The organism is Streptomyces venezuelae, from assembly GCF_008642335.1.
Lineage (GTDB): Bacteria > Actinomycetota > Actinomycetes > Streptomycetales > Streptomycetaceae > Streptomyces > Streptomyces venezuelae_F.
This window is the reverse complement of record NZ_CP029191.1, coordinates 3,106,724-3,118,763: the sequence shown is the minus strand read 5'-3', so window position 1 is coordinate 3,118,763 and position 12,040 is coordinate 3,106,724. Positions and strand designations below refer to the sequence as shown.

The 12,040-nt window shown below is 70.9% G+C and carries 10 protein-coding genes; 7 read left to right on the top strand and 3 right to left on the bottom strand.

The features are described 5' to 3' along the window. Window positions 1-1,341 carry a glycerophosphoryl diester phosphodiesterase membrane domain-containing protein gene (locus tag DEJ49_RS13870; protein WP_150184412.1) on the bottom strand — a complete coding sequence of 447 codons (1,341 nt, stop codon included), beginning with the start codon at window positions 1,339-1,341 and terminating at the stop codon, window positions 1-3. 140 nt (window positions 1,342-1,481) lie between these two features. Here DEJ49_RS13870 and mtnA point away from each other — a divergent pair, with 140 nt between their 5' ends. From mtnA to DEJ49_RS13835, 7 genes are all read left to right on the top strand, one after another. Next, window positions 1,482-2,639 carry an S-methyl-5-thioribose-1-phosphate isomerase gene (gene mtnA / locus DEJ49_RS13865; RefSeq protein ID WP_150184411.1) on the top strand — a complete coding sequence of 386 codons (1,158 nt, stop codon included), beginning with the start codon at window positions 1,482-1,484 and terminating at the stop codon, window positions 2,637-2,639. 4 nt (window positions 2,640-2,643) lie between these two features. Beyond that, on the top strand, window positions 2,644-3,333 hold the full coding sequence (mtrA, locus tag DEJ49_RS13860; protein ID WP_189176211.1) for a two-component system response regulator MtrA: 690 nt from the start codon (window positions 2,644-2,646) through the stop codon (window positions 3,331-3,333). 1 nt (window position 3,334) lies between these two features. After that, window positions 3,335-5,419 (top strand): MtrAB system histidine kinase MtrB, encoded by a 2,085-nt coding sequence (gene mtrB / locus DEJ49_RS13855; protein WP_150184410.1) that lies wholly within the window; start codon window positions 3,335-3,337, stop codon window positions 5,417-5,419. Next, the gene (locus tag DEJ49_RS13850) at window positions 5,409-7,262 is read left to right on the top strand and encodes an LpqB family beta-propeller domain-containing protein (RefSeq protein ID WP_411757158.1); all 1,854 of its coding nucleotides are present in this window, start codon (window positions 5,409-5,411) and stop codon (window positions 7,260-7,262) included. The genes mtrB and DEJ49_RS13850 overlap by 11 nt, the downstream gene beginning before the upstream one ends. Before the next feature lie 151 nt (window positions 7,263-7,413). Further along, entirely contained in the window at window positions 7,414-8,190 is a 777-nt protein-coding gene (locus tag DEJ49_RS13845) for a ComF family protein (RefSeq protein WP_150184409.1), read from the top strand. A 316-nt stretch (window positions 8,191-8,506) separates the two neighbouring features. After that, window positions 8,507-9,199, top strand: coding sequence for a ribosome hibernation-promoting factor, HPF/YfiA family (gene hpf, locus DEJ49_RS13840; protein WP_409240434.1), 693 nt, complete (start codon window positions 8,507-8,509; stop codon window positions 9,197-9,199). A 198-nt stretch (window positions 9,200-9,397) separates the two neighbouring features. Then, on the top strand, window positions 9,398-10,141 hold the full coding sequence (locus DEJ49_RS13835; RefSeq protein ID WP_150184407.1) for a response regulator: 744 nt from the start codon (window positions 9,398-9,400) through the stop codon (window positions 10,139-10,141). Here DEJ49_RS13835 and DEJ49_RS13830 read toward each other — a convergent pair. Both DEJ49_RS13830 and DEJ49_RS13825 read right to left on the bottom strand, forming a co-directional pair. Continuing rightward, entirely contained in the window at window positions 10,134-11,297 is a 1,164-nt protein-coding gene (locus DEJ49_RS13830) for a winged helix-turn-helix domain-containing protein (protein WP_150184406.1), read from the bottom strand. The genes DEJ49_RS13835 and DEJ49_RS13830 overlap by 8 nt on opposite strands. A gap of 41 nt (window positions 11,298-11,338) precedes the next feature. Then, the gene (locus DEJ49_RS13825) at window positions 11,339-11,932 is read right to left on the bottom strand and encodes a GNAT family N-acetyltransferase (RefSeq protein WP_150184405.1); all 594 of its coding nucleotides are present in this window, start codon (window positions 11,930-11,932) and stop codon (window positions 11,339-11,341) included. Window positions 11,933-12,040 lie beyond the last annotated feature (108 nt).

Sequence of the window (12,040 nt, the reverse complement as noted above, 5' to 3'; positions counted from 1 at the left end):
TCAGCTCCCCGAGGCGCCGGGCGGGGTGGGGCCGTGGCCGGGGAGGCCGGCGGCGCGGGCGAGTTCGAGGTCGAGGGCCTCGCGGCGGATCCGCTGGTCGATGTAGAGGAGCACGGTGACTCCGGCCGTGATCGGGAACGTCAGCATGGAGCCGATGACGGAGCCGACGCCGCTGACGATCAGGAACGTCCAGCCGAACTCGCCGGTGTTGTCGAGGAAACCGGTGACGCCGTCGCCGCTGACCGCGCCGGCGATGAACGTGAACGGGATGACGATGATCGACGCCACGACGTTCGCGATGATCGCCGCGAGCAGCTGGATGCCGAAGACCCGCCACCAGGAGCCGCGCACCAGCTTGGCGGAGCGAGTGAGGGACTTCTTGATGCCCTGCTTCTCCAGCATGAGGGCCGGAGAGGCGAGAGACAGCCGGATCACGATCCACAGGGCGGCGACGCCCGCGCCGAGACCGCCCAGTACGGCGAGGCCGGCGCCGGCCTCGGACGCGCCCGCCAGGGCGATCAGCAGGCCGGGCAGGGTGCCGACGGCGACGATGGCGACGCCGATGAGCGGGATGAGCAGGGTCAGACCGAAGAGCTTTGCCAGTTGCGGGCGGGAGTCCTGCCAGGCCTCCGCGATGGTCACCGACTTACCGAGCACCGCGCGGCTGGTGACCATCGTGAGCAGGGCTGTCGCGACGATCGTGCCGAGCAGGGTGACGAGGAGGACCACTCCGGAGCTGAGCATCGTGTCGCCCAAGGCACGGGTCAGCTCGCCGACGGTGGCACTCGGGTCGTCGAGGACCTCGGTGTCGACGGACTCGTTGAGGACGAGGCCCTGGAGGAGGACGACGACGATCTCCGTGAGCACCGCCACGGACAGGGAGATGCCGAGCACCGTGCGCCAGTGGGCACGCATGGTCGACACGGCGCCGTCGAGGATCTCGCCGACACCGAGCGGGCGCAGCGGGATGACGCCGGGCTTCGCGGCGGGCGGGGGACCCTGCCAGGCGCCCCAGCCGCGGTAGCCGCCCGGACCGGGCCCGCCGGGAGTGCCCGGGCCGCCGGGACCCGTGGGGCCTCCGGGGCCCTGGGGCGGGCCGCCCCAGCCCCAGCCGCCGCCCTGCCCGGGCGGCGGGGGCGGCGGAGGCGGTGTCTGTCCCGGGACCGGCTGGCTGGGCGGGGACCACTGGGCGGGCGGCGGCTGCTCCTTGGACCACTTGGACGGGCCGTCCTGTCGGCCGGCGTCCCCGGTTCCGGCGGCGTCCGGCTTGCCGGAGTCCTGTCCTTCGGATCCTTCGGAGGGGGCAGATCCGGGCGAGGCCCAGCCCGGAGTGTCGTTCATCGTCGCTCCTTCAAGGTGCCCGTCCGCGGGTGCGGCGGCAGGTTGCCAGCCATCGTGCCACGGGGTGCCCGCGAGGTGACCGGCCGCCGTAGGGGCAGGACACCTTCAATTGTCCGCCGGGTACGGGGCAGACTGGGCGGATGGCTGATCAGTACGCGCAATCCGGCGAGGACAAACGGCCGACCGAGATACCCGCGGTTCCCGCGATCCGCTGGGACGACCCACCCGAAGGCCCCGTTCTGGTCCTCCTCGACCAGACCAGGCTGCCGGGCGAGGAGATCGAGCTGGTGTGCACCGACGCACCGGCACTGGTGGACGCGATCCGGAGGCTCGCGGTGCGAGGGGCACCGCTCCTGGGCATCGCGGGGGCCTACGGCGTCGCGCTGGCCGCGGCCCGGGGCTTCGACGTGGACGAGGCGGCGGACTCGCTGGCGGGGGCGCGGCCCACCGCGGTCAACCTCGCCTACGGGGCGCGCCGGGCCCAGGCCGCGTACCGCACCGCGGTGGCGGGTGGTGCCGATCCGCGGCGGGCGGCGGGTGCCGCGCTCGAGGCGGCGCGGGCGCTGCACGCCGAGGACGCCGAGGCGAGCACCAGGATGGCGGCGCACGGTCTGGCGCTGCTCGACGAGCTGCTGCCCGGCGGCCAGCACCGGATCCTGACGCACTGCAACACGGGGGCGCTGGTCTCCGGAGGGGAGGGCACGGCGTTCGCGGTGGCGCTCAAGGCGCACCGGGAGGGGAGGCTGCGCAGGCTGTGGGTGGACGAGACGCGGCCGCTGCTGCAGGGGGCGAGGCTCACCGCATATGAGGCGGCGCGGAACGGAATGGCGTACACCTTGCTCACGGACAACGCGGCGGGTTCGCTGTTCGCGGCGGGAGAGGTGGATGCCGTGCTGATCGGTGCCGACCGCATCGCGGCCGACGGTTCGGTGGCGAACAAGGTGGGGAGCTATCCGCTCGCCGTGCTGGCTCGATATCACCACGTGCCGTTCATCGTGGTGGCGCCGGTGACGACCGTGGATCCGGGCACCCCGGACGGGGCGGCCATCGAGGTGGAGCAGCGGGGTGGGCATGAGGTGACGGAGGTCACGGCGCCGTACGTGCCGGTGATCGGGATGGAGGCGGGGGGCGGGATACCGGTGGCGCCCCTGGGGACGCAGGCGTACAACCCCGCGTTCGACGTGACACCACCGGAGTTGGTGACGGCGATCGTCACGGAAGAGGGCGTTCTGTCACCTGTGACAGCAGAGGGCCTTGCCGAGCTGTGTGCCAGGTCACGCCAGGTAACGATTAGCTAATGGGATGATGTCAGGCATGAAGGGACGAGTCCTTGTCGTCGACGACGACACCGCACTGGCCGAGATGCTCGGGATTGTGCTGCGTGGTGAAGGTTTTGAGCCGTCGTTCGTAGCTGATGGCGACAAGGCGCTGGCCGCTTTCAGGGAGGCGAAGCCGGATCTGGTTCTGCTCGATTTGATGTTGCCGGGGCGTGACGGCATCGAGGTGTGCCGCCTGATCAGGGCGGAGTCCGGGGTGCCGATCGTCATGCTCACGGCCAAGAGCGACACGGTGGATGTGGTGGTCGGCCTGGAGTCCGGGGCCGATGACTACATCGTCAAGCCGTTCAAGCCGAAGGAGCTCGTGGCCCGGATCCGGGCGCGGCTGCGGAGGTCGGAGGAGCCGGCTCCCGAGCAGCTGGCCATCGGTGACCTGGTCATCGATGTGGCGGGGCACTCCGTGAAGCGAGACGGGCAGTCGATCGCGCTGACGCCGTTGGAGTTCGACCTGCTGGTGGCGCTGGCGCGCAAGCCGTGGCAGGTGTTCACGCGTGAGGTGCTCCTCGAGCAGGTCTGGGGCTACCGGCACGCGGCGGACACCCGGCTGGTGAACGTGCACGTCCAGCGGCTGCGGTCGAAGGTCGAGCGGGACCCGGAGCGGCCGGAGATCGTGGTGACCGTCCGTGGTGTCGGTTACAAGGCCGGACCGAGCTGACATGTCCCGGGACAGTTCTCCCGGGGGTTCGGGGGCTCGCTCGGGGCGGACTGGACCGGGGCGGCGCTCGTCCGGGTTCGGGCGGCTCGTCGACGGCGGGCTGCTGCTGCAGGGCGGGGTGCAGGGCAGTCCTGTGCTCCGGCTCTTCGTGCGCTGGGTGCGCCGTCCCCTGCTGCCCGCTGTGCGGCTGTGGCGGCGCAACATCCAGCTGAAGGTCGTCGCGACGACCTTGCTGATGTCGCTCGGTGTGGTGCTCATGCTCGGTTTCGCCGTCATGAGCTCGGTGAACAACGGCCTGCTCAAGGCCAAGGTGAAGGCGTCGCAGAGCCAGGCCGACGGTGGCTTCAGGGCGGCGCAGGACAGTGTGAACGCCGCGCGGCAGAGTGCGGGGCAGGGTCAGGGCCAGGACGGCAGTACGGCCGACGGGCGCAATGCCGCCGTGTGGATGTCGGACCTCGTCGAGCAGCTTTCCAGCGGTGGGCAGAACGCCTTCGCCGTCGTGACGCTGAGCCCGACCTCCGCGGGTGATTCCGGGAGCGTGCGGGGTTCGCGTGCCTCGGGCGGTGTGGAGCCGATCCTGAGCGTGCCGGAGGAGCTGCGCCGCCAGGTCGACAACGGCACGGGCGTCTACCAGGCCAATACGCGGATCGTCTACGACGACGGTCGGGAGCCGCAGTCGGGGCTTGTGATCGGCAAGCGGCTCAATGACCTCAACGGTGATCCGTACCAGCTGTACTACCTCTTTCCGCTGACGCAGGAGGAGGAGTCGCTGAACCTGGTCAGGACGACCCTCGCGACCGCCGGGCTGTTCGTCGTGGTGCTCCTCGGGGCCATCGCCTGGCTGGTGGTGCGCCAGGTCGTCACGCCGGTCCGGATGGCGGCGGGCATCGCCGAGCGGCTCTCCGCCGGGCGCCTTCAGGAACGTATGAAGGTCACCGGAGAGGACGACATCGCGCGGCTCGGTGAGGCCTTCAACAAGATGGCGCAGAACCTGCAGCTGAAGATCCAGCAGCTGGAGGAGCTGTCGCGGATGCAGCGGCGGTTCGTGTCCGATGTGTCGCACGAGCTGCGGACGCCGTTGACGACGGTCCGGATGGCCGCCGATGTCATCCATGAGGCGCGGGTCGACTTCGATCCGGTGACCGCGCGGTCGGCCGAGCTGCTCGCCGATCAGCTGGACCGGTTCGAGTCGTTGCTCGCGGACCTGCTGGAGATCAGCAGGTTCGACGCGGGCGCGGCCGCGCTGGAGGCCGAGCCGATAGACCTCCGTGAGGTGGTGCGCCGGGTGGTCGGCGGTGCGGAGATGCTCGCCGAGCGCAAGGGCACGCACATACGGGTCGTGGGGGACCAGCAGCCCGTGGTCGCCGAGGCCGACGCGCGGCGTGTGGAGCGGGTGCTGCGCAACCTCGTCGTCAACGCCGTGGAGCACGGCGAGGGCAAGGACGTCGTGGTGCGGCTCGCCGCCGCGGGCGGCGCGGTCGCCGTCGCGGTGCGGGACTACGGAGTGGGATTGAAGCCCGGCGAGGCGACGCGGGTGTTCAGCCGTTTCTGGCGGGCGGATCCGGCACGCGCGCGTACCACCGGTGGTACGGGGCTCGGGCTGTCCATCGCCCTGGAGGACGCGAGGCTGCACGGCGGCTGGCTGCAGGCGTGGGGTGAGCCGGGTGGGGGTTCGCAGTTCAGGCTTACGTTGCCGAGGACGGCGGACGAGCCGCTGCGGGGTTCGCCGATACCGCTGGAGCCCGACGACTCGCGCAGGCGCCGCGGTCTGAACGACGCCGGGCTGCCCGACACGGGTGCCGGGAAGCTGGCCACGGTTCCCGCGCAGGCGGCCGCGACGGCGTCCGAGAGGGTGTCGCCGCCCGTGCCGGCGAAGGGGCCCATACCCCCGCGGCTCCTGCACACGGGACCGGTCGACCCGACGGCGCTGCCCGGCAACGGGTCGCGGGTCGTGCCGCGTCGGCCGGTGGACGGCGAGCCGGACGGTGAGCCGGGTGGGGTGAACGGGACGCGTAGGGACAGCGCCGAGGAGTCGGGGCCGGCCGCGGACCGGGACAGGGAAGAGGGGAACACGCGTGGGCGCTGACCACGAGGAGCGGCGCGGCCGCGGACGTCCGCTGCGCACCGGGCTCCTCCTTGCCGGCTGTGGGGCGCTCCTGGCGGGCTGTGCGTCGATGCCGGACAGCGGGAACCTGAAGTCCGTGGATGCCTCGCAGCGTCCGGACTCGCAGTCGCAGGTCCGTGTCTACGCGATGCCACCGCGCGAGGGCGCCCGCCCGATCGAGATCGTCCAGGGTTTCCTGGAGGCCCTGACCAGTGATGATCCGCAGTTCGCGATGGCGCGGAAGTATCTGACGAAGACGGCGTCGCGGGAGTGGGACCCGGAGGAGTCCACGACGGTGCTCGCCGACGGTCCGAACACGGACGCGGGCAACGCGGGCAACGAGGGCGACGGCAGCCGTCGCTACTCCCTGACCGGGCGGCAGGTCGCGCGGGTCGACGCCCAGCACGCGTACCGGCCGGAGGACGCGGCGTACACGCAGTCCGTCCACCTCAGCCAGACCGGTGGGCCGGGCGGGAACGAGTGGCGGATCGACAAGCCGCCGCCGGGCGTGGTGCTCGGGGAGTCGGATTTCCAGCGGATCTACCGGTCCGTCAACAAGTACTACTTCGCGGGGCCCACCGGGGCGGGCGTGAGCGGCCGGACGGGGCTCGTCGCGGACCCGGTGTACATCCGCCAGCGCATCGATCCGTTGACGCAGACGGTGAAGACGCTCCTGGAGGGGCCGACGAACTGGCTGCGGCCGGTGGTGCTTTCGAGTTTCCGCAGCGGTACGGAGCTGAAGGACCCCGACAAATCGTTGACGCTGGACGACCAGAACCGGCTGACCGTGCAGCTGAACAGCCGGTCCGACGGCACCGGGCAGACGAAGTGCAAGGAGATGGCGGCTCAGCTGCTGTTCACCCTGCGGGACTTGACGCCTTCGGGGGTCGAGCAGGTGACGCTGCAGCGTTCCAACGGCTCGATGCTGTGTGTGCTGAGTCAGGAGCGGGCCGAGACCGTCGCGGCGCACCCCAGCACGGACCGGCCCGGCTACCAGTACTTCGTCGACGAGAAGCACCGGCTGGTGCGGATGTCGGCCAACGCCGGGGGCTCGGTCGACCCCGAGCCGGTGACGGGTGTCCTCGGCACCGGTGACCAGCCGCTGCGCGCGGCCGCGGTCTCGCGTGACGAGCAGCGGGCGGCCGGGGTGTCCCTCGACGGCAAGGCGCTGTACACGGGGTCGCTGCTCGCCGACGACGCGCTCGGCAAGGTGCGGCTGCGGAGCAAGGCGAAGTCGGAGAAGGACCGCCTCTCCACGCCCAGCTGGGACGGCAGGGGCAACCTGTGGGTGGCCGACCGGGATCCGAAGCGGCCCCGGCTGCTCTGGCTCGAACAGGGCTCGGGTGAGCCGGTCGAGGTCGAGGTGCCGGCTCTGGACGGGCACATCCGTGAGGTGCGGGTGTCGGCGGACGGTGTGCGGATCGCCTTCCTCGTGGAGAAGGACCGCAAGACGTCCCTGTGGATCGGCCGGGCGGACCGCGACACGCGCAAGGGGGAGCGGCCGGAGATATCCGTCCTCGACCCGACCCCGGCGGCGCCCCAGATGGAAGAGGTCACGGCCATGTCGTGGGCGGGCGGGAGCCGGCTCGTGGTGGTCGGGCGGGAGACCGGCGGGGTCCAGCAGATCCGGTACGTCCAATGCGACGGGTCGGTCCTTCCCGGCACCGCGCTGCCCGGCCTGACCGGGGTCCAGGAGATCGCGGCGTCCGAGGACGAGCGGCAGCCGTTGCTGGCGCACTCCGACGACGGGATCGTGCGGCTGCCGACGGGATCCCAGTGGCAGACGGTCGTGAAGGAAGGGCTGGCGCCGGTCTATCCGGGGTGAGGCGGTCCGGCCGGGGCGACTTCGCCCTGGGGTGCGTCCGACGTGCTCCGGCGGTTGTCCACGTCGGTTGTCCGCGTCGGTTGTCCACAGGCAGTCGGCCCAGTTATCCACAGGGGTGGCCGCCCCGTCCCGCCCTTGGCACAGTGGGGTCATGCGGGGGTGGTGGCAGGACCTCACCGACCTGGTGTTGCCGACCGGGTGCGGGGGCTGCGGGAGGCCTCGCACGGGACTGTGCGCCGCGTGCCGTGATGCCCTGTGCGGAGCCGTGCCGCGTCGGGTGCGGCCGGATCCGGCGCCGCCGGGGCTGCCGGTGGTGTTCGCGGCCGTGCCGTACGAGGACGCGGGGCGGGCCGTGCTGCTCTCGCACAAGGAGCGCGGTTCCCTCGGGCTCGCGGGGCCGCTCGGCGTGGCGCTGGCCGGAGCCGTGAGTGCCGGTCTGCGGGGCGAAACGTGGCGTCCGGGTGATACGGGGGCGCGAAGTGGGGTAGGCGGCACACAGGATGGCCCACAGGGGCGTGTGATGCCGGTGTCGCTCGTGCCTGTGCCCTCGTCGCGGGCCGCTGTGCGGGCCCGCGGGCACGACCCGGTGCGGCGGATCGCGTTCGCCGCGACGGGTGAGCTGCGGCGGGCAGGTGTTCCGGCGCGGGTGCTCGCGGTGCTGCGGCAACGGCGCGCGGTGGCCGACCAGTCGGGGCTCGACTCCCGGCAGCGGCAGGCCAATCTGGCGGGCGCCCTGGAGGTGACCGCCGGCGGCGGACGGTTGCTGGGAGGTGGTGGCCGCTTTGTGGTCGTGGACGACTTGATGACCACCGGTGCCTCTTTGGCGGAGGCGGTCCGTGCATTACGTGCCGTGCACAACTGCGGGAAGGCGATCGGTGCGGCCGTTGTCGCGGCCTCACCGGATTCTTTCGAAATAAACCGGAACTGATTGGAAACTTGCATCGTTGCAGGTGGTGAGAGGGTGGATACACCTGAATGGAGGTATGCGTCAGTAGAGGGTGACGACATCCGCCCGGGCGAGATATGTTCGGTTGTATGAGGAAAGGCGAACGCCGGACCTCGTATATCGGAATGCCGGTCCGCGGGATTTCCGCAATCACCCGGACCGGTGGGGTGGAGATCTTCCCCATGGGGGAGGAGGAGGTGGACGTCACCGAGTCCGAGGCTCCGGGAGTCACCGGAGTCTGGTGCAAAAGGGAGATGCTCCGCAGCCGAAGCGGGGCGATCCGGGAACGGAGTTCTGCGTGGACATCGTCGTCAAGGGCCGCAAGACCGAGGTGCCCGAGCGGTTCCGCAAGCACGTGGCCGAGAAGCTGAAGCTGGACAAGATCCAGAAGCTCGACGGCAAGGTGATCAGCCTCGACGTCGAGGTGTCCAAGGAAACCAATCCGCGACAGGCCGACCGTTCCGACCGAGTGGAGATCACGCTCCGCGGGCGCGGACCCGTGATCCGCGCGGAGGCCTCGGCAACAGATCCCTACGCGGCGCTCGACCTGGCCACCGCCAAGCTCGACGCACGACTGCGCAAGCAGCACGAGAAGCGCCACAACCGGCGCGGCAACGGCAGGCTTTCGGCCGCCGAAGTGGCCGAGCGGGTGCCGGACGCGGCGACTCTCAACGGAGACGGCACCGTCGTACGTGAGGAAGAGCCGGACGGCGTGCCCGTCAAGAGGATCGGCTCCCTGGAGATCCAGGGCGAAGGCCCCCTCGTGGTCCGCGAGAAGACACACGTCGCGGCCCCCATGTCGCTCGACCAGGCGCTCTACGAGATGGAACTGGTCGGACACGACTTCTACTTGTTCGTCGACTCCGAGTCCAAGGAACCCAGCGTCGTCTACCGACGGCACGCGTACGACTACGGCGTCATCCGCCTGAACACCGACCCCATGGTCGCCAAGGCCGAGTCGGGTGGCGGAGGCGGGGCACTCGGCGGCTGACCGCCGACCCCCTGTGACCACCGTGGTGGTGCCCCTGGAGCGCCCGTGCGCCCCCAGGGGCACCACCGTGCGCCCACTGCGCGCACCGCACCGGCGCCGGGCATGAAATCATGGGCGAGCCGGTCAACCGGTGTGCTGCCGCCTGGCGTTGGCGCAGCAGAGGCACAACAGGCCGCGGGCCTTCATGGGGGAGGAACGATGGCGGACAGCTTCGGACCGATGCGTCACGAGGGTGCCGGGGACGGCACCGGCATCGGCACGGATGCGGGCGCCCCACGCAAGGAGCCCATCAGGGTCCTTGTGGTGGACGACCACGCCCTCTTCCGCCGGGGCCTGGAGATCGTTCTCGCCGCCGAGGAGGACATCCAGGTCGTCGGAGAGGCCGGCGACGGCGCGGAGGCGGTGGACAAGGCCGCGGATCTGCTGCCCGACATCGTGCTCATGGACGTACGCATGCCGAAGCGCGGCGGCATCGAGGCGTGCACCTCCATCAAGGAAGTGGCACCCAGCGCGAAGATCATCATGCTGACGATCAGCGACGAGGAAGCCGACCTGTACGACGCGATCAAGGCGGGCGCGACCGGCTATCTCCTCAAGGAGATCTCCACGGACGAGGTGGCCACGGCGATCCGCGCGGTGGCCGACGGGCAGTCGCAGATCAGCCCCTCGATGGCGTCCAAGCTGCTCACCGAGTTCAAGTCGATGATCCAGCGCACGGACGAGCGGCGGCTCGTGCCCGCGCCCCGGCTGACCGACCGGGAGCTCGAAGTGCTCAAGCTCGTCGCCACCGGAATGAACAACCGGGACATCGCCAAGGAGTTGTTCATCTCCGAGAACACCGTGAAGAACCACGTGCGCAACATCCTGGAGAAGCTGCAACTGCACTCCAGGATGGAGGCCGTCGTCTACGCGATGCGGGAGAAGATCCTCGAGATCAGGTGAGAGCCCGCACCAGGTCGGCCGCCAGCTCGGGGCGGTCGACGCGCTCCACCCGTACGGCGTCGCAGCCCACCCAGGACGCCGCCTCCAGCAGCGCCTGAGCCATCGGCGCCACCGCCTTCGGTGAGTCCAGCGACACCTGCCTGGCCACCAGCGTGCTGCCCTCGCGCGCCGGGTCGACCCGGCCGAGGAGCCTGCCGCCGGCGAGCAGCGGCATCGCGAAATAGCCGTGGATCCGCTTGGGCTTGGGCACGTACGCCTCAAGACGGTGGGTGAAGCCGAAGATCCGCTCCGTGCGCGCACGCTCCCAGATCAGCGAGTCGAAGGGCGAGAGCAGCGTCGTGCGGTGGCGGCCGCGCGGCGTCGCCTCCAGGGCCTTCGGGTCCGCCCAGGCCGGCTTGTCCCAGCCCTGCACCGTCACCGGCACAAGCCCCGAATCCGCGACCACCGCGTCGAACTGCTCGCCCTTCAAGCGGTGGTAGTCCGCGATGTCCGCGCGCGTGCCCACCCCCAGCGCCTCGCCCGCGAGGCGGACCAGGCGGCGCAGGCACTCCGCGTCGTCCAGGTCGTCGTGGAGCAGCGCGTCCGGGACGGCACGCTCCGCCAGGTCGTACACCCGCTTCCAGGAGCGGCGCTCCGTGCACACCACCTCGCCGTACATCAGCGCCCGCTCGACGGCGATCTTCGACTCGGACCAGTCCCACCACTCGCCCTTGTTCTTCGCGCCGCCCAACTCCGTCGCGGTGAGCGGGCCTTCGGTGCGCAGCTGCTTGATGACCTGGTCGTACGCCCCCGGGGGCAGGTCGTGGTGCCACTGCGGGCGGGTGCGGTAGGCGCGGCGGCGGAAGGCGAAGTGCGGCCACTCCTCGATGGGGAGGATGCACGCGGCGTGCGACCAGTACTCGAAGGCGTGGGTCTCCGTCCAGTACGCCGCCTCCACCGTGTCGCGGCCGACGGCGCCCAGGCGTGCGTACGGAATGAGTTCGTGGGAACGGGCCAGGACCGAGATCGTGTCGAGCTGGACCGCGCCGAGGTGGCGCAGGACGCCCCGCACGCCCGACCTGCGGTCGGGGGCGCCCAGGAATCCCTGCGCGCGCAGGGCGATCCGGCGGGCCTCGTCGGCGGAGAGGTCGATGGCGGGACTCGGCAGGCTCGTCATGGTCCGAACGATAGGGGGAGGCACTGACAGTCGACCTTCTCTCAACTTCCCGCGCCGGTCCGGTCCGCCCTCGCGGGCAGGTACGGGTGCGGTGAGCGCACTCCGATGTCCGAGGGGAGCAGCGAGCCGACCCAGCAGTCACGGAGCGTGCCCTTGTTGAGCAGGCCCGCGCGGTGCACGCCCTCCACGGTGAACCCGGCCCGCTCCACGACGGCCCGCGAGCCGAGGTTGCCGACCTCGGCGCGCCACTCCAGGCGGGTGCAGCGCAGCTCCGTGAACGCCCAGCGGGCGAGGGCGAGCACGGTCTCCGTCATGTAGCCGCGGCCTCGGTGCTGCTTGGCCGTCCAGTAACCGACCTCCCAGGTGCCCGAGCGCGGGTGGTGAAGACTGGCGGCGGCGAGCAGCGGGCCGCCCTCCCTGGGGCGTACGGCGAAGGTGTACTCCGTGTCGTTGCGCCAGTCGTCCGGGACCACGCGGTTGATGAAGGTGTCGGCGTCCACGCGCGTGTACGGCGACGGGATGGTCGTCCAGCGCTGGATGTCCGGGTCCTGGCAGGCCGCGTAGGTCTCGTCGGTGTCCTCGGGCGCGAAGGCGCGCAGGAACAGACGTTCGGTGGTGAGAGTGACGGGCTCCATCGATCGATTCTGCTGGGGCGGAGCGCGCGGATCCAGCGTTTTACCGGCTTTCGTGATCACTCCGCACGAGCCACTCGTGGGCCCGACCCGGCACCTTCGGCACTCCTC

Excerpts from the sequence above, each read along its gene's own strand:
- DEJ49_RS13835 (WP_150184407.1), top strand. The coding sequence starts at position 9,398 with ATGGCGGACAGCTTCGGACCGATGCGTCACGAGGGTGCCGGGGACGGC.
- DEJ49_RS13845 (WP_150184409.1), top strand. The coding sequence starts at position 7,414 with ATGCGGGGGTGGTGGCAGGACCTCACCGACCTGGTGTTGCCGACCGGG.
- mtrB (WP_150184410.1), top strand. The coding sequence starts at position 3,335 with ATGTCCCGGGACAGTTCTCCCGGGGGTTCGGGGGCTCGCTCGGGGCGG.
- DEJ49_RS13830 (WP_150184406.1), bottom strand. The coding sequence starts at position 11,297 with ATGACGAGCCTGCCGAGTCCCGCCATCGACCTCTCCGCCGACGAGGCC.
- DEJ49_RS13825 (WP_150184405.1), bottom strand. The coding sequence starts at position 11,932 with ATGGAGCCCGTCACTCTCACCACCGAACGTCTGTTCCTGCGCGCCTTC.
- mtrA (WP_189176211.1), top strand. The coding sequence starts at position 2,644 with ATGATGTCAGGCATGAAGGGACGAGTCCTTGTCGTCGACGACGACACC.
- mtnA (WP_150184411.1), top strand. The coding sequence starts at position 1,482 with ATGGCTGATCAGTACGCGCAATCCGGCGAGGACAAACGGCCGACCGAG.
- DEJ49_RS13870 (WP_150184412.1), bottom strand. The coding sequence starts at position 1,341 with ATGAACGACACTCCGGGCTGGGCCTCGCCCGGATCTGCCCCCTCCGAA.